The sequence below is a fragment of the Moraxella sp. CTOTU48841 genome, assembly GCF_032061225.1.
In the GTDB taxonomy this organism is placed as follows: Bacteria; Pseudomonadota; Gammaproteobacteria; order Pseudomonadales; family Moraxellaceae; genus Faucicola; species Faucicola cinerea.
This window is the reverse complement of sequence record NZ_DAMBFQ010000001.1, coordinates 519,760-535,795: the sequence shown is the minus strand read 5'-3', so window position 1 is coordinate 535,795 and position 16,036 is coordinate 519,760. Positions and strand designations below refer to the sequence as shown.

Below are 16,036 nucleotides of genomic sequence, written 5' to 3'. Positions count from 1 at the left end.
AAATAAAAGAGTAGTTTTAAATGAAACTTAAATTTTTATTGAGCCTTACGATTCTTTTAATTTCAGCATGTAGTCAAGCAACTAATGAAAATTCAGAAATTGCTTCAGATTCAAAGATTGTTTTGATAGGGGATGAGATTCGTAACCAAGTATTGGCAGACTGCATGAAGACATTAGTATGTGTGGAGAATGATAAACAGAAACTTATCACGCCACCTGAAAATGCTGATGCTGTTACCACTGGTCAATATACTAATCAAGCCCAAGAAGTGGTCTTAATAGTTGATGCCAAAACTGGACCTTTGCCTATCACTAGAGAACATATACTCATATCACGGCAGACTAAAGCGCCTAAGATGTCAGTGTTATTCGTTGACTCTGAAATGATTGATGATAAAGAATTAATGGATATGGAAGTAGATGAAATCAAAAACTCGATAGCATCTTATGACATGCAAGATCAACTCACAAACATGTATTTTGGTAAACAAGGTTTGAAACAGTTATTAAACGACACTAAGCAAGTGACCAATAAAGACAAACCAACATTTGAAACAAAAACAACTCATATTCAAGCACAAATTTATAATATGACAAAAGAAGAATTGGGAGTGCCGCTAAAAAATAGCAGTGAGGTGCTGGTTTGGATAAGCGGTCAAATAACCAAAGCAAAAGTAATTGCAACACACAATATAGCCCAAGGAGAAATTGCGGATATAGAGTTAGAGTTTGAAAACCCAGTTTATACCAGTTTAGCAGAAAGATTTTTTATTCAAGTTGATAATAGAATTGTAGCGGCAGGCGTGTTAATTGGAATGAAATAAGAACTTATCAAATCATTTTAATAAGTTCTTAAATCTGATGAATATTTAGTCTAAATATAAAATCGCTTCAATTTCGACTACCGCACCTTTTGGTAAGGCAGCGACTTGTACGGCAGCACGGGCAGGGTAAGGCGCAGTTAGGCGCGCCGCAAATATCTCATTTAAGGCAGAAAAATCTGCCAAATCGGTGAGCGAAACATTAAACTTCACCACATTGGCAAGCGAACCACCTGCGGCTTGGCAGATAGCATCGATGTTTGACATGACTTGGTTGGTCTGATTAACAAAGCCATCGGCTAGGGTCATGCTGTTTGGGTCAAGTCCGATTTGACCTGAAATATAGACAGTCTTATCAACTTTCACGGCTTGTGAATAAGTGCCTACCGCAGCAGGCGCATTGTCAGTATGAATGATGTCACGGCTCATATTATTTCCTATTACAGTATGATGGGTTTATAAAATATCTTTATTTTTTGGTGCAGACGTGTTTTGGCTCTGAGAAAGTAGCACTTCGTCATTCCATTGATACAGTCTTACAATATTGGGGTAGCCCAAGAAGGTACGTAGGCGCTGAATTAAGCTTGCGATCTGGTCACGACTTTGCACCACTACAAACAGCAAGGTATAGCCATTACGCTGTTCGATATATTCAAAACCCGACTGAGTATCGCGCACAATAAAGATTAAATCGCTGATTTGCTCATCGGTCAAGTTTTGATTAATTTTTAGCGCAGCATCAAAATAAATACGCTTGGATACCTCATCGTCACTGCTCGATACTCGCCAATGTAGCGGAATCACTTGGTATTCATTGACACGGCGAATTTCATCAATTGAAAAACATTTATGTCGATGCACCACCAAGCCATTTTTTGAAATATGCCCGACAATCGGGTCGCCATACACAGGATGACAACAACTGGAAAAATTCATCTCCATATTGGCGGCATCCGCAATCAAGCTTTGCGGTTGGTTAGCGGCATGGGCGCTGGCTTGGTTTTTGGCAAGCTGCTCTTGGGTCAATAAGCGCGAAACGGCAATCTGCGGCAGCAATTTACCTGTGGTAAACTCCGTAAAGAACGCACTTTTATCCTGTAAGCCACGCCAATCAAGTAGCAATTGCCATTGTTCATCACTCACATCAGCGAGTGAAAGATTTTGCGTTTTAAGCGCGCGCTCAAAGGCGGTTTTACCTTCGTGCTCTTTTTGCTCAGGATTTAAGCCTTTTAACCATTCAAACAACGCACGCCGCGCTTTATTGGTTGCCACAAAACCCAGCCACTCCGCTTTTGGAATCGCATTGGGGTCGGTATGAATTTTGACCCTATTGCCAGTTTTCAAAATCGTACCCAGTTTGGCTTCTACGCCATTGATCTCAGCGCCCGTTGCGCGGTTACCGATATGGGTACTGATAGTATAGGCAAAGTCAAGCGCTGTGGAGCCGCGCGGCAACTCATAGGCATCACCGTTTGGGGTATAGCAAATAATTTTACGTTCGTGAAGATAGTCAATCAGTTTATCGACCACCGTCACCGCATCGGATGGCTGCTCTTCGATATCGCTTTCATTGTCGGCAATCAAGTTTTGCAGATTGCGTAGAGAAGCCTGAATCACCGACTGGCTAAGAGGCGATGCTGCTTCACCCATCAAAATCCCTAAACGGGTGGTTTTGAGCATGGTTTTAGTCAGAATGACCACTTTGATGGTGTCATGGTCGTTTTTATAAGTGATGGTAAATGATTGGTTGCCCCCCGCACGTGGATGGCGGATATTGTCTTCGATACACTCAGGCGCAATTTGGTATTTATTGATAAAATACTTGGCGATTTGGTCGCAGTCTTCCACTTTATCCATGACTAGCATAAATTCATAATGCCACAGCAAATCGGTGATTTCGCCGCGGTTTTTAAAAATCTGGCGAAACAAGGTCACGCGGTTATCGACATCTTTGACATAACCTTTAACATCCAGTCGGCTCAAAACGATATTTAAATAGTTATGAATAGCTTCTTGTTGAAAGGTGCGCCCCAAACCATGCTGCATAAGCTTATCTGATAACTTGTTATACATAGGCGCATTTAGGCTGCGATAACATAAAATCTCGATATAGTCGGCTAAATCATTAAGCCCCAGGGTACGAGCAAACGGCACATAAAAATCCAACGTTTCTTGTGCGGTTGCCTGTTGTTTTTTCTCAGGCACCGCTTCGATGGTGGTCATATTGTGCAGGCGGTCTGCCAATTTGACAATCAACACCCGCGGGTCTTCTAGCGTTGCGGTAATAATGCGATAAAAAGTCGCGGCTTTATTGATGTGTTTTTCATTGGAGGATTTTAATTTGGTGACACCATTGACGATTTGGGCAACTGGCTTGCCAAACTCTCGGGTCAAATCTTCTTCAGTGGTAGGCGTATCTTCCACGGTATCATGCAAAATCGCCGCCACAATGGTATCGACATCCATACGAAAACTACCCAAAATCTCCGCTACCGCCATAGGGTGGGTGATATAAGGCTCGCCAGATTTGCGTTTATCTTTGATATGGGCTTGGTCGCCAAAGGCACAGGCTTTGAGAACAATTTGCTGTTCGTCATCATCCAAATAATCCAATACACGCATTAGGTCAAACTGTGCAATATCCACATCAGGATGGCTTAATTTTGGTAAAGTTGATATATTCAAAAATGCGCCCTCAACGTACGATCGATAGGTTTAACCTGCTAAAAAATTCATATTGTCCTGGTCAGCAGTTAACTCTATCATAAAAAACGGTTGGATAAAAATAGCTGGTATCAAACCAGCTAAAGTTAGTAAAAACGTATTATAAAGATATCTTAATTATTCGCAAAATTACCGTGAATTGTCAAGCTAAGTTACATATAATTCCACGTTTAATTCAACTAAAAAGTCACCTAAAAAAGGTGACTCTTTATAAAATAATAGTCGCTAACTATTAACAGTGGCTTAAGCTAGCGTTAGAATCCATGACCACTTGAAATGCTCAAATCAACATGGTGAAATTTGTTAGGCAATTCGCGCTCAGGTTGGTTTAAGATTTCTTTAGTCACAAGGCCATCAGCGATTTCGCGCAGGGCAAGTACGGTTGGTTTATCATTTTCACGCTCAACCATAGGTTCTGATACACCGCGTGCGATTTGGCGCGCACGTTTACTGGCAACAAGAATCAAATCAAAACGGTTGTGGATATTTTCTAGACAATCTTCTACAGTGACACGTGCCATGACTATGGTTATCCTATTCAAAACTAAAAAAGTAATTGATTATTTTAACAAAATTAAACCCATATTGCCAGTGACAATGCACTAATCCAAGATTTTTAACCCTGCTTTGTTCTCACGTTTTGGACGTTGTGCTTCGGTGGACTCCGCTGGTTGACTGGCGTTGATTTCAGATTGCGGCGCATTATCGTATTCCGTTGGGTCAAAGAACATGCCTTGTGAATTTTCTCTGGCATAAATCCCCATCACCGCTTGCATCGGTACCCATAATTCTTGCGAAACACCGCCAAATCGCGCATGAAAATGAATAAAATCATTATTAATGACCAAATTACCTGTGGCACGGCTGGCGATATTAAGTACGATACGACCATCTTGCACATATTCGACAGGCACGGTGACATTGGGCTGTGTCGTATCGACCATGATATGTGGGGTCAGGTTATTGTCTTCAAGCCATTCAAAAATAGCGCGTACCATATAAGGGCGAGTCGGGGTGAGTTGAAAGTCGTTTTCCATGGTGATTCTCTTATTTTAATGATTACTATTTTAAACTAGTTTTAAAGGTTGGGCGATTAAACATCCGCTCCATATATTGATACAACGGACGGCACAGGTGCAGCGGCAATTCAATACCCATGGGTTTTAAGCGATATAAAATTGATGACAAAATGCAATCACATATACCCATGGTATCTGAAAGAAAAAAAGCTTTATGGGCAAACAGCGGCGCTATGGTAACAAGAGATTCAGTCAGTTGCTTTCTTGCAATCTTTGCTTGATTGACATCTAAGGTATCCTTATGGGTCAATAGCGTATCTGCTAATTTAATCCAATCTTTCTCAATGCGCCACCATAATTGACGGTATTGTGCCTTTTCAATCGGATTTTCAGGTAGCAGTTTGTTCTGGTGATAGCGCTCTTCAAGGTATTCAAAAATAATGCGATTGTTATATAAAATCAATTCACGATGAATAAATACCGGTAGCGTGTTGTAAGGATTGATATCAGGTAAATCTTCGGCAAAATCCTCATCATCACGAATGTTCGTCTCACTAAATTCTATTTTTTTCTCAAGTAAAACCAGTCTTAATTGGTGACTTAGGTAGCCATCATCGGCATAAATCAACGGGGTGTTCGAAGTAGGGGTCAACATAGTTAAAAATAATAAGCTGTATCAGCGTAAAGGATAAGCCTAGCTTAAAATGACTGAATTAGCAATAACTGTCAAAGTTATCATACCAATCAAGCAATAAATGCGCATAAAAAAAGGCAGCCTAAGCTACCTTTTTTTATATCAACCCTTATTTAACGTCTTTCCAAAATTCTTTATTGAGTAAGTACACTGGAATTAATAACGCAAGTAAGAATAAGATGACCCAAAAACCATATACTTTACGTTGGTGCGCTTGCGGCTCTGCCATCCACGCCATAAAGTTGACGATATCACCAATATTACGACGATATTCTTCTTTTGAGGTGTTCATTTGCATATCATGAAGGACGAACGGCATGGCAACATTCGGCAGTACGATATTGTTGGCACCCCAAGGACGACTTGGATCTTCATAGAAGGCTAACAAGTACGTATAAACCCAATCATTACCACGTAGACGGGTTTCAAGTGACAAGTCAGGTGGCTGGGCACCAAACCAAGCCTTTTGAAGCTCTGGGTCTACGCCTGCATTGATATGGTCACCGACTTGGTCAGTGGTCAGCATCAAGTATTTTTCCACCAACTCTTTTGGAATGTCCAAGTCTTTGTACATTTTTGAGTAGCGAACATACTGTGCTGAGTGACAGCCTGCACAGTAACTCATGAATAATGAGGCACCACGTTGAATAGACGCTTTATTGGTCAAATCTACAGGGGCGGTTTCACACGCCAAATGCGCTTCTTTACCATCAACTGTTTTATAAGTGCCACAGCCGCCTTCGCTAGCTTGTGCGGCTGTCGCGCCCAAACCTAATGCAACTGTCAAACCCAATCCAGCAACTAATTTTTTAACCGCTTTCATTAGTGACCTCCAGTTACACGTTCAGGTGGCTGTTTGCAAGTTTCAATCGATGTATAGATTGGCATTAGCAAGAAAAACAAGAAATACAAAATAGTACAAATACGTGCCACAATCGTTGCAGTATCACTTGATGGAATTACCCCTAAGTAGCCTAAGATCAAGAAACTAACAACAAAGATAGCAAGTGCAATTTTTGACAAAATACCTTTATAACGCATTGAACGCACGGGCGATTTGTCTAACCAAGGCAATACAAATAAAATAGCAATTGATGCTGCCATCACAATAACACCCGGCAGGGCTGAACCAAACATAGACGGGGTTGCACGTAACATCGCATAAAAAGGCGTATAGTACCAAACAGGGGCAATGTGAGCAGGTGTCTTAAGTGGGTTTGCTGCTTCAAAGTTTGGTGGCTCAAGGAAGAAACCGCCGCCTTCTGGGAAGAAGAATACCACGGTAAAGAAAACGATAAAGAATACCACGATACCAATCATATCATGCACGGTGTAGTACGGGTGGAAAGCCACACCATCAAGGGGTACACCATTTTTATCTTTAAGTTTTTTGATATCGATACCATCTGGGTTATTAGAACCAACATGGTGTAATGCTACCAAGTGAACAAATACCAGACCCACTAAAATCAAAGGAATCGCAACAACGTGTAACGCGAAGAAGCGGTTTAGGGTAATACCCGAGATGATATAGTCACCTTTTACCCATTCTCCCAATGCATCACCAATAAATGGAATCGCTGCTGGTAAGTTTAAAATAACCTGCGCACCCCAGAAAGACATATTACCCCAAGGTAATAAGTAACCGAAGAAACCTTCTGCCATTAAGCACAGATAGATACCCATACCGATGAGCCAAACCAGTTCACGGGGTTTTTGGTATGAACCATACAACAAGCCACGGAACATATGCAGATACACGACCACGAAGAATGCCGAGGCACCAGTTGAGTGCATATAACGGATTAACCAACCACCTTGTACATCACGCATAATGTATTCTACAGAAGCAAATGCGCCTTCTGCACTTGGGTTGAACATCATGGTTAGCCAAATACCTGTCACTAACTGATTGACCAATACCACCATAGATAACACGCCAAAGAAGTACCAAAAGTTGAAATTCTTTGGTGCGTAATACTTTGACATATGGTATTCATAAGTTTCTGTCGCTGGAAAGCGCGCATCCACCCAATGCATAAATTTCTTTGCACTCATATTATGCCCCCACCGTTAAGATAGTACCGCTGATGCTATACTCAGGAACTGGCAAATTACGAGGCGCAGGTTGACCCTTAAAAACACGGCCAGCTAAGTCATACTTTGAGCCGTGACAGGGGCATAAAAATCCGCCAACCCAGCTGCTGCCACCCAAATCTGCTGCGCCGACATCAGGACGATAACCTGGCGCACAACCTAAGTGAGTACAAACCCCTTCACACACTAGAACTTCACTATTGTCTTTTGAGCGGCTATTATTTTTGCAGTAGTCAGGTTGTAATGAACCTTCTGATTTTGGATCGGCAAGTGATGATTCTACTTTTGATAAATTATCCATCATCTCTTTGGTACGTTTGACAAGATAAATTGGTTTACCACGATATTTGATAACAATCATTTGTCCTGCTTCGAGTTTGCTTAGGTCTTGGCTAACAGGTGCGCCCGCAGCTTCTGCTTTTGCACTTGGATACCATGAACGCACAAACGGCGTAGCAATAGCAGCGACACCGACTGCGCCCATAGCGGCAGTGGATGCGATTAAAACTCTTCGACGCTTAACGTCGACGCCTTCGGCATGGCTCATTAAGAACTCCTCCAGATTAATGAAGTGGGTAACCATATTCCCACACTGGGTTTGTGGCTATTGTAAATCAGTTGTTACAGAATTGCCACCTTAGCTGTGCCTAAATTACGCTAATTTTGCTATTTTATGCTATTTTTGCAATAAAATAAATTACCTAAGGTAAATAAAAAAGACCCTTGCGGTAAACAAGAGTCTTTTTTGTAAACGCCAAAAAACGCGGTCGATACGAGAATTTCGACCACGAAAAATATTAACGTTTTGAGAATTGGGGACGTTTACGTGCTTTACGTAAGCCCAATTTTTTACGTTCAACTTCACGCGCGTCACGAGTCACAAAGCCCGCTTCTTTAAGCGCTGGTTTTAAGGTTTCGTCTGACTCGATCAATGCACGGGTAATACCGTGGCGAATCGCGCCCGCTTGACCATTGATACCGCCACCTTTTACAGTCACATAAATATCATATTTGCTAGCAACATCTAGTAATTCTAAAGGTTGACGAACAACCATTACTGATGTTTCACGACCAAAGTATTGATCAAGTGGCTTACCATTGACGACGATGTTACCTGTACCCGCAGATAAGAACACACGAGCTGTTGAAGTTTTACGACGACCTGTACCGTAATTGCGTTCCATGTGTTACTCCTTAGATATCTAATACTTGAGGTTGTTGAGCAGTATGAGGATGCTCAGTACCTGAGTAAACTTTTAACTTTTTAATCATCGCATAGCCCAATGGGCCTTTTGGCAACATACCTTTAACCGCTTTGTTAAGTACGTCAGCAGGTTTGTGTGCGATAAGTTTGGTAAAGTTAGTCTCTCTGATACCACCTGGGTAACCGGTGTGACGGTAGTATTTTTTGTCTTGCGCTTTTTTACCAGTCACGGCAACTTTCTCAGCATTAATCACAACGATATAATCGCCTGTGTCAACGTGAGGGGTGTAAGAAGGCTTATGCTTGCCACGTAAGCGTGATGCGATTTCGCTCGCCAAGCGACCTAATGTTTTACCTTCAGCGTCGACGATGTACCAATCGTGTGTCACTTCATGTGGTTTAGCACTGATAGTTTTCATGTTTAAAAACCTTTTTGAGTTAATAGTTGAGAGTGAGTGTCTGGGAAACGAGGGCTCTCAAAATTACGAACGCATATTATAAGGATTAAGATAGTGACTTGCAATACAAGTCAAGCGTTTTTAAAAAATAAACTTGCAAAAATAGGCAACTAAAATTGCCTATTTGTATCAATCATATTATGTCAATCAGCCTATGAGTGCATGATTTATACATTAAATCTAAAGTGCATGACGTCGCCATCTTGCACGATGTAGGTTTTACCTTCGAGGCGAGATTTACCTGCCGCTGCCGCGCCTTTTTCACCGTTGTATTCAATAAAATCATCAAACGCAATCACTTCGGCACGGATAAAACCACGCTCAAAGTCGGTATGAATCACGCCTGCTGCTTCAGGAGCAGTGGCACCGACTTTGACCGTCCAAGCGCGTACTTCTTTGACCCCTGCGGTAAAATACGTTTGCATATTAAGCAGCTCATAACCTGCGCGAATCACACGGTCAAGCCCTGCCTCAGTCATACCCATACTTTCTAAAAACTCTTGTTTTTCATCTTCATCCAGCTGGGCGATTTCAGATTCGATTTGGTTGCATAGCGCGACCACTAGCGCATCATCTTTTGCCGCAAATTCCCGTACTTGGTCAAGATAAGGGTTGTTGTCAAAACCATCCTCGCTCACATTGGCAATGTACATGGTCGGTTTTAGGGTGATTAAACCATAGCTACGGATGATTTTTTTCTCATCGTCATCCAGATTTGCCATACGTGCAGGCTTACCATCGGCTAAATATGGCTCAATTTTGTTAAACACATCCAGCATGGCTTTGGCGTCTTTATCACCGCCTTTGGCTTTTTTACCGACATTGATAATCGCACGGCTCACTGCTTCAAGGTCAGCTAGCGCAAGTTCGGTGTTGATGGTTTCGATATCGGATAATGGGTTGACGCGTCCATCGACGTGAATCACGTTGTCATCATCAAAGCAGCGCACCACATGGGCAATCGCATCGGTTTCACGGATATTGGCTAAGAACTGATTACCCATGCCTTCCCCTTTGGAGGCACCTGCCACTAGACCGGCAATATCCACAAATTCCATTGAGGTGGGCACAACGCGCTCAGGCTTGACGATATCGGCAAGTTGTTTGAGACGTGGGTCGGGTACAGGTACAATCCCAGTATTGGGATCTTTGGTACAAAACGGGAAGTTTTCTGCCGCAATCCCAGCTTTGGTCAATGCGTTAAACAGGGTTGATTTACCAACATTTGGCAGTCCGACGATACCACAATTAAAGCCCATACAATGCTCACTAAATAAAGGGTTAGTTAAATTTGTTGCATTATAACAACTTAGTCATCAGAATTCGACAGGCGATTGACGCATCAAAAAATTGAACCATCAAAAATTTAACCCATCAAAAATTTGTAGCATGATATAAACTACAAAAATTCAAATTGAGCGATTGGGCAGATTGTTGTCATGCTGTTGCGATGCTATTGCGAGCGTCTCGAGTTGTCATGAAATTGTCATAATGGAGCGTCAAGCTATGCTATAATTATCAGTTTAATAATGATTTGTGTCTGATGACGGTGAATGTTATCGTGTACTGCGCAACATTGATAATTATTTCATTTTTATAGGAATGTTTTGAGTGACGGTCTCTGCTTTTTTATCGCATCAGCCTAGAAAACGTTTTGGGCAAAATTTCTTACATGATCAGGTGATTATTGGGAGAATTATTGACAGTATTCATGCAGGTCGCGATGATTTGATGGTTGAAATTGGTCCAGGTATGGGCGCGATTACTGAGCCGCTACTCAAGGATGTCAATCGCTTGACCGTTGTTGAGCTTGATACGGATTTGGCAGACAGTCTGCGCATTCGCATTGGCGCCAATAGCAATGAGGGCTTAACCATTGTCAAAGCCAATGCCATGGAAGTGGATTACCGTGCGTTGTTCCAGCAAATCATTGGTGATAACCCTAATGATACAACCGAAAAAAAAATGCGCATTGTCGGTAACTTGCCATACAATATTTCTACGCCGTTATTGTTTCATTTACTAAGTTTTGCCGATGTCATTGAAGACATGCATTTTATGCTACAAAAGGAAGTAGTTGATCGCATCACCGCAGCGGTGGATAGCCGAGAATATGGTCGTTTATCCATCATGATGCAGTATTATTGTGAAGCCGATTATTTACTGACGGTGCCAAATGGGGCATTCAACCCCCCACCCAAAGTGACGAGTGCGGTATTTCGACTTAGACCTTATCAACAAAAACCGATTGTGGCTGACGATGAAAAGCTGTTTGCCCTTGTGGTGCGTGAGGCATTTAATCATCGCCGTAAAACACTGCGCGCGATTTTTAAAAAATCGCCGATTTTGCCTGCGGTCTCAGAACACCAGCTTGTGGCATGGGGACTCAATCCACTGGCGCGCCCCGAAACCTTATCAGTACAAGATTTTGTGACGTTGGCTAATGGTATCGCGGCAAACGGTATCGCAGAAAATGGTTAATTTTTTTGTAGCTGTTTAAAATTTTACTTTCAAGATCTATGAGGTGTTATGGGTTTTCGACATCAATTTGTCATTGGCGATATTCAAGGCTGTTATGCCGATTTGCAGGCACTGCTCAAGCAGATTGGGTTTGATGAACAGCAAGATAAATTATGGTTTGTCGGCGATATCGTTGCACGCGGTGAAGACTCGCTGAGCGCACTGCGTCTGGTAAAACGTCTTTGCGAAGCCGGTGCTGCCGAAATGGTGTTGGGCAATCATGATATTAACTTGATCGCGGTATGGCGTGGTGTCATAAAGATCAAAAAAAAGGATAGAACCCAAGCGATTTTTGACGCCCCAGATTGTGATGAATTACTCAATTGGCTTCGTCGCCAGCCGCTGCTTGTCTATCCCAATGATAAAACCGTGATGGTGCATGCAGGCATTCCGCCAAACTGGAGTATTACCCAAGCAGCCATGCATGCCTCAGAATTGCAAACTCAGCTGCAAAGTAGCTTATGGCAACTCGATAGACTGCTGCCAAACCTGTATAGCGATACGGCTGTTCCTTGGTCAAATATGCTGACAGGCTACGCGCGTATGCGGGCGATTTGCAATTATTTTACCCGTATGCGCCTTTGTCAAATGGACGGCACGCTAGAGTTTAGCTTTAAATCCAGTCTGGATGATAAAATGCCTGAGGGGTTTCGTCCGTGGTTTGAATGGCAAGTGCCGCGCGAACGTAAAATCTTATTTGGTCACTGGGCGGCGCTAAAAGCCAAAGTGGATTTGGCAAATGCCAGAGCCACGGATGCAGGCTGTGTGTGGGGCGGCAGTATGATGGCATACCGCCTAGAAGATGAGCAAATTACCTGTCAAACTTGTAAAGCAAAATAACCTTTCTTTGTAAAGCAAAACAATCATACAGTTACCGAGCGAGCTGCAGCAGCTGCACAAACGCTTTGGGCAAACGGGTAGGGCGAACTTGGGTTTGCCCTTTTTCATCTTTACTAGTAGCCACGCATACAATACTTATCTCCGCTTGGCTTAACAGCTGCTGGTGGCTATCATAAATCCGCTGCTCAAGCTGTAATGACGCAGATTTACAGTCTGCCGTCTCAATCACAACGGTGACTTCGCTATCAAGCAGAATCGGACGCAAATAGCGGATGTTGGCTTGGCTCACTACAAATTGGATATCGGGTTTGCCACTATCGCTATGGTGAGTAACGTCATGCCTCACAGCCTCGGCTGAATGCGCTTGATAAAAATAACTGCTCATCCCCAATGCACGTAACCAATCACGACGACAACGCTCAAACAGCTTTAAATGATTGGCGTGATACACAATCCCGCCTGCATCGGTATCTTCCAAATAAATACGGTATTGGGTGGCATAAACAGGCTGAGTGCTTGATTCAGTGTGGGGCTGATTCTGGAGCTTGGTCACGTGCTATCCTTAGGTTAATAATGTTAACAATAAGTCAGTAATTTTTAAAAACGACGAAGTGATAGCATAAAAAAAAGAATGGCGTTAAACCATTCTTTTTTGAAAATGTGTAGTTTTTTATATCCACACTCATCAAGTCAATTGACGATGATTGATTTTGTCTAATTTTAACGCCTCCAAATAACTGCGGATATGGGTGACGTAATCTAAGCACTGCACGTAACGGCTATTGCTTTGACTGTTGACTTTCAAATACTGATACACGGCTGCCCAATTGTTGCCATCAATACCGCGCTTTTGCAAAATCTGCTGGATATCTTTAATCGCTTGTGGACCCATATTGTAAGCCGCTAGGGTAAACCATACTCGATCCGATGCTGGCACTTGGGCAAATTCATGTTGCAGCTGACTGAGATACTTAGCGCCCCCTTGGATGCTCTGCGTCGGGTCAGTCCGATTATCAACGCCCATCGCATTGGCAGTGGCATTGGTCAACATCATGATACCGCGCACACCCGTTGGCGAAGTGGCTTCTGCATCCAGATGCGATTCTTGGTACCCCATTGCCACAAGCAGTTCCCAATCAAGACGGTATTTGTTTGCTGTCTGCTTAAAAGATGGTTCATAGATAGGCAACACGCGTGTCATGGTATCGGCAAAATGTTGTTGATTAAACGGCTCTGCCAATGGTGTTTGACTATAAAACGCGGCTAAATGTTGATTACGGGTGAGCGATTGACCGCCACACAGGAAGTTTTTTACATCGTCGTTGAGTTTGACATCATTGGGGTTTAGCTGTATGGCAACATGCTCGTTGAGACCCTGCTGTGATAAATAATCTTTGTCGCAGCTTAGACTCAGCGATGATAACGCAGTGGCGGTGGCGTTTTGGTAATCCGACCCATTGGTCAAGGCGACATCAGCTTTGCCCGTTTTGACAGCCGCCATCGCGTCCGCATCAGTGGCAAACACTTGGGTGCTCATGGTGACATCCAATCGCTTGGCATAATGGCGCATGACATCATAGCCAAAGCCGTGCTTAAAACCATCTTGAGCAAAATAGGTGGTATTACCATTGACGGTGGCAATACGCAGCTGCTTTTGAGATAGAATACTATCAAAAGTCGCCATTTTTGGTGCTGCAACCATGCTAGTAGGTGAGGCGAGGGTATTGATAGCATTGCCATTAACGACTTTGTCAGCAACACCCACCTGGGTGGCAACATAAGCTAAGGGCAAACCAATCCCCATCACAGCTGCCAGCTTTTTACTGGCACTCAACCATTTTAGCGGCTTGATAAAGCGATCAATAAGACTAGCAGACGGATTAGCCAGTTGCGCCAAATCTTGCACATGGCTAGGCACCGCTGGCACACGAGACTGGGCAATTTTTGGCGACATCACCCCACCCAAACAAGGCTTGAATTGAATCGGAAAGAATTGCAAGCGTTTAAATTGGGTCGCGTATTTACTAAAGTGTAATAAAGGGTGTTGAAACGGGTATAAAGTTAAAGGGCTTAAAAATGCTTTGACCGACATCGAAATCGACGCAGGATAGGTCAAAGCCAAATCATCACAATACTCAAATGATGAGTTTAGCGGCATGTGTCACTCCACGGTGCACATACGTTAGATACGTTAAATTAATAAAAAACAACTATGCCAAATGAAAACATTTTATGAAACTAAGAACCGAATCGATAGTTAAACCTAGTACCCATCAAACTAAGCACCAGTTAAACCAAGTACCAGTTAACTAAGTACTAATTCACTAAGTGCTAATCAGCCAAGCCAAATAAGTACATGGCTTCCAATTATCTAACTCTATCCTAAATCTCACCAAAAAAGCCTCCATCCAAAATAGGTCGTTATTAACTTAACGCTAAAAAAAGAGCCAAACAGGTTGGCTCCCCTTATACCTAGGACGGTGATAATGCCCTATCCATCGTAGAGAACTATCGAAACAAATAATAATCAAGTAGAACCCGAAAAAGGGTTAAAATTTTTGTAAGTACTGGCAAATTAAAAATTGTTTAATAAGCCCAAGCACTTATAGACAGAATTTAACGTAGGGTAACGTACGGCACGCATAAAATAAATAAACAATAACAATATTTACTGCATGGCATTACAGTTAGTTATATGAAACAATGGGGGTATTGTAGTGAAATTAAAGTTACGCGTCATGTTATTGACGGTAACGAAAGGCAAATTTATGATAAAAAGCGTAAAAAACCCGCTAAAATGCAACTAACGGGTAATAATTAGTCAATAAACTGCCCGATTTTACACGGGATTATCGATATCGACAAAATCAACGGTCAAAGCAAGATTTTCTTTGACATAATTTCCCAATGCGAGTACGCCACCGCGCTCGGTGGCATGATGTCCACAAGCAAAATAGTTAATACCCAACTCACGGGCTATGTGAGTGGTTCGCTCTGATACTTCACCCGAGATATAGGCTTGACAACCCATTTGTGCCGCTTGCTCAATCATATCCTGTGCGCCACCCGTACACAGACCGATGCGCGAAATGACTTGATTACCACCGGATAGATGTAGGGGCGGACGGGTTAAGGTAGTCGATAGTTTGTTGGTGAGCGCTGCAATCGACAACGGTGCTGCTAAATCCACGATATTACCAATCGGGTGTTTTTCGTCAGGGTATAGCGGCGACAAATCACTCCAGCCCAGTGCTAGCGCTAATTGGGCGTTATTGCCCAATTGGGGATGGGCGTCTAACGGTAAATGATAAGCCAGTAAAGAAATGCCGTGTTGCATCAACAAACGAATACGCTTGCCTTTCATGCCAATTAACGGCGCAGGTTCCCCTTTCCAAAAATAGCCATGATGCACCAAAATCGCTTGGGCATTGTGCGCAATCGCTTGTTCAATCAATGCCTCAGAGGCTGTGACACCGGTGAGGATGTGTTGTATCGGCTGTCCACCATCCACTTGCAGACCATTGGGGCAATAATCTTGGAATTCATTAATTTTTAATAGCTCATTTAACCGATGAGCCAATTGAGTCGGACTCATTGATGTCGCGGGTTGGTTCATTGTATTTTTCAAACTTGCATCTTTCAAAATTCTGTCTTCCAAA

Annotated in this window: 17 protein-coding genes; 3 read left to right on the top strand and 14 right to left on the bottom strand. The window is 42.7% G+C overall.

Going from position 1 to position 16,036, the window contains the following annotated elements:
- Positions 1-20 precede the first annotated feature (20 nt).
- Entirely contained in the window at positions 21-824 is an 804-nt protein-coding gene (locus tag RT034_RS02355) for a hypothetical protein (RefSeq protein ID WP_313013112.1), read from the top strand.
- Positions 825-869: 45 nt separating this feature from the next.
- Here the strand turns inward: RT034_RS02355 and RT034_RS02350 are convergent, their stop codons facing one another.
- The 11 genes from RT034_RS02350 to ychF form a co-directional block, all read right to left on the bottom strand.
- The gene (locus RT034_RS02350) at positions 870-1,250 is read right to left on the bottom strand and encodes a Rid family detoxifying hydrolase (RefSeq protein ID WP_313013108.1); all 381 of its coding nucleotides are present in this window, start codon (positions 1,248-1,250) and stop codon (positions 870-872) included.
- A 27-nt stretch (positions 1,251-1,277) separates the two neighbouring features.
- Positions 1,278-3,443 (bottom strand): HD domain-containing protein, encoded by a 2,166-nt coding sequence (locus tag RT034_RS02345; RefSeq protein ID WP_313013355.1) that lies wholly within the window; start codon positions 3,441-3,443, stop codon positions 1,278-1,280.
- Between the two features lie 356 nt (positions 3,444-3,799).
- The gene (rpoZ, locus tag RT034_RS02340) at positions 3,800-4,066 is read right to left on the bottom strand and encodes a DNA-directed RNA polymerase subunit omega (RefSeq protein WP_050324096.1); all 267 of its coding nucleotides are present in this window, start codon (positions 4,064-4,066) and stop codon (positions 3,800-3,802) included.
- 81 nt (positions 4,067-4,147) lie between these two features.
- The gene (locus RT034_RS02335; protein ID WP_284034401.1) at positions 4,148-4,582 is read right to left on the bottom strand and encodes a ClpXP protease specificity-enhancing factor; all 435 of its coding nucleotides are present in this window, start codon (positions 4,580-4,582) and stop codon (positions 4,148-4,150) included.
- Positions 4,583-4,607: 25 nt separating this feature from the next.
- On the bottom strand, positions 4,608-5,219 hold the full coding sequence (locus RT034_RS02330) for a glutathione S-transferase N-terminal domain-containing protein (protein WP_313013101.1): 612 nt from the start codon (positions 5,217-5,219) through the stop codon (positions 4,608-4,610).
- 148 nt (positions 5,220-5,367) lie between these two features.
- Entirely contained in the window at positions 5,368-6,081 is a 714-nt protein-coding gene (locus RT034_RS02325; RefSeq protein WP_007116514.1) for a cytochrome c1, read from the bottom strand.
- Positions 6,081-7,298 carry a cytochrome b gene (locus tag RT034_RS02320; RefSeq protein WP_239743629.1) on the bottom strand — a complete coding sequence of 406 codons (1,218 nt, stop codon included), beginning with the start codon at positions 7,296-7,298 and terminating at the stop codon, positions 6,081-6,083. The genes RT034_RS02325 and RT034_RS02320 overlap by 1 nt, the downstream gene beginning before the upstream one ends.
- A 19-nt stretch (positions 7,299-7,317) precedes the next feature.
- The gene (gene petA, locus RT034_RS02315; RefSeq protein ID WP_007116512.1) at positions 7,318-7,902 is read right to left on the bottom strand and encodes a ubiquinol-cytochrome c reductase iron-sulfur subunit; all 585 of its coding nucleotides are present in this window, start codon (positions 7,900-7,902) and stop codon (positions 7,318-7,320) included.
- 250 nt (positions 7,903-8,152) lie between these two features.
- Positions 8,153-8,539: a 30S ribosomal protein S9 gene (rpsI, locus tag RT034_RS02310; RefSeq protein WP_313013096.1), complete on the bottom strand. Its 387-nt coding sequence runs from the start codon at positions 8,537-8,539 to the stop codon at positions 8,153-8,155.
- Positions 8,540-8,549: 10 nt separating this feature from the next.
- The gene (rplM, locus tag RT034_RS02305) at positions 8,550-8,978 is read right to left on the bottom strand and encodes a 50S ribosomal protein L13 (RefSeq protein WP_007116509.1); all 429 of its coding nucleotides are present in this window, start codon (positions 8,976-8,978) and stop codon (positions 8,550-8,552) included.
- 206 nt (positions 8,979-9,184) lie between these two features.
- The gene (ychF, locus tag RT034_RS02300) at positions 9,185-10,276 is read right to left on the bottom strand and encodes a redox-regulated ATPase YchF (protein WP_313013091.1); all 1,092 of its coding nucleotides are present in this window, start codon (positions 10,274-10,276) and stop codon (positions 9,185-9,187) included.
- A gap of 352 nt (positions 10,277-10,628) precedes the next feature.
- On the opposite strand from ychF, the gene rsmA reads away from it, so the two are divergent.
- Positions 10,629-11,498, top strand: coding sequence for a 16S rRNA (adenine(1518)-N(6)/adenine(1519)-N(6))-dimethyltransferase RsmA (rsmA, locus tag RT034_RS02295; RefSeq protein ID WP_313013088.1), 870 nt, complete (start codon positions 10,629-10,631; stop codon positions 11,496-11,498).
- A gap of 48 nt (positions 11,499-11,546) precedes the next feature.
- Entirely contained in the window at positions 11,547-12,377 is an 831-nt protein-coding gene (locus RT034_RS02290; RefSeq protein ID WP_313013085.1) for a symmetrical bis(5'-nucleosyl)-tetraphosphatase, read from the top strand.
- Positions 12,378-12,408: 31 nt separating this feature from the next.
- Here the strand turns inward: RT034_RS02290 and RT034_RS02285 are convergent, their stop codons facing one another.
- The 3 genes from RT034_RS02285 to RT034_RS02275 form a co-directional block, all read right to left on the bottom strand.
- Positions 12,409-12,930 (bottom strand): thioesterase family protein, encoded by a 522-nt coding sequence (locus tag RT034_RS02285; RefSeq protein WP_313013082.1) that lies wholly within the window; start codon positions 12,928-12,930, stop codon positions 12,409-12,411.
- Between the two features lie 132 nt (positions 12,931-13,062).
- The gene (locus RT034_RS02280) at positions 13,063-14,535 is read right to left on the bottom strand and encodes a transglycosylase SLT domain-containing protein (RefSeq protein ID WP_313013080.1); all 1,473 of its coding nucleotides are present in this window, start codon (positions 14,533-14,535) and stop codon (positions 13,063-13,065) included.
- A 681-nt stretch (positions 14,536-15,216) separates the two neighbouring features.
- On the bottom strand, positions 15,217-15,972 hold the full coding sequence (locus tag RT034_RS02275) for a Nif3-like dinuclear metal center hexameric protein (RefSeq protein ID WP_313013351.1): 756 nt from the start codon (positions 15,970-15,972) through the stop codon (positions 15,217-15,219).
- Positions 15,973-16,036 lie beyond the last annotated feature (64 nt).

What these genes read in the sequence shown, in the direction of transcription:
- RT034_RS02355 (WP_313013112.1), top strand. Translation starts at nt 21, where the DNA reads ATGAAACTTAAATTTTTATTGAGCCTTACGATTCTTTTAATTTCAGCA.
- RT034_RS02350 (WP_313013108.1), bottom strand. Translation starts at nt 1,250, where the DNA reads ATGAGCCGTGACATCATTCATACTGACAATGCGCCTGCTGCGGTAGGC.
- RT034_RS02345 (WP_313013355.1), bottom strand. Translation starts at nt 3,443, where the DNA reads ATGCGTGTATTGGATTATTTGGATGATGACGAACAGCAAATTGTTCTC.
- rpoZ (WP_050324096.1), bottom strand. Translation starts at nt 4,066, where the DNA reads ATGGCACGTGTCACTGTAGAAGATTGTCTAGAAAATATCCACAACCGT.
- RT034_RS02335 (WP_284034401.1), bottom strand. Translation starts at nt 4,582, where the DNA reads ATGGAAAACGACTTTCAACTCACCCCGACTCGCCCTTATATGGTACGC.
- RT034_RS02330 (WP_313013101.1), bottom strand. Translation starts at nt 5,219, where the DNA reads ATGTTGACCCCTACTTCGAACACCCCGTTGATTTATGCCGATGATGGC.
- RT034_RS02325 (WP_007116514.1), bottom strand. Translation starts at nt 6,081, where the DNA reads ATGAAAGCGGTTAAAAAATTAGTTGCTGGATTGGGTTTGACAGTTGCA.
- RT034_RS02320 (WP_239743629.1), bottom strand. Translation starts at nt 7,298, where the DNA reads ATGCATTGGGTGGATGCGCGCTTTCCAGCGACAGAAACTTATGAATAC.
- petA (WP_007116512.1), bottom strand. Translation starts at nt 7,902, where the DNA reads ATGAGCCATGCCGAAGGCGTCGACGTTAAGCGTCGAAGAGTTTTAATC.
- rpsI (WP_313013096.1), bottom strand. Translation starts at nt 8,539, where the DNA reads ATGGAACGCAATTACGGTACAGGTCGTCGTAAAACTTCAACAGCTCGT.
- rplM (WP_007116509.1), bottom strand. Translation starts at nt 8,978, where the DNA reads ATGAAAACTATCAGTGCTAAACCACATGAAGTGACACACGATTGGTAC.
- ychF (WP_313013091.1), bottom strand. Translation starts at nt 10,276, where the DNA reads ATGGGCTTTAATTGTGGTATCGTCGGACTGCCAAATGTTGGTAAATCA.
- RT034_RS02290 (WP_313013085.1), top strand. Translation starts at nt 11,547, where the DNA reads ATGGGTTTTCGACATCAATTTGTCATTGGCGATATTCAAGGCTGTTAT.
- RT034_RS02280 (WP_313013080.1), bottom strand. Translation starts at nt 14,535, where the DNA reads ATGCCGCTAAACTCATCATTTGAGTATTGTGATGATTTGGCTTTGACC.
- RT034_RS02275 (WP_313013351.1), bottom strand. Translation starts at nt 15,972, where the DNA reads ATGAGTCCGACTCAATTGGCTCATCGGTTAAATGAGCTATTAAAAATT.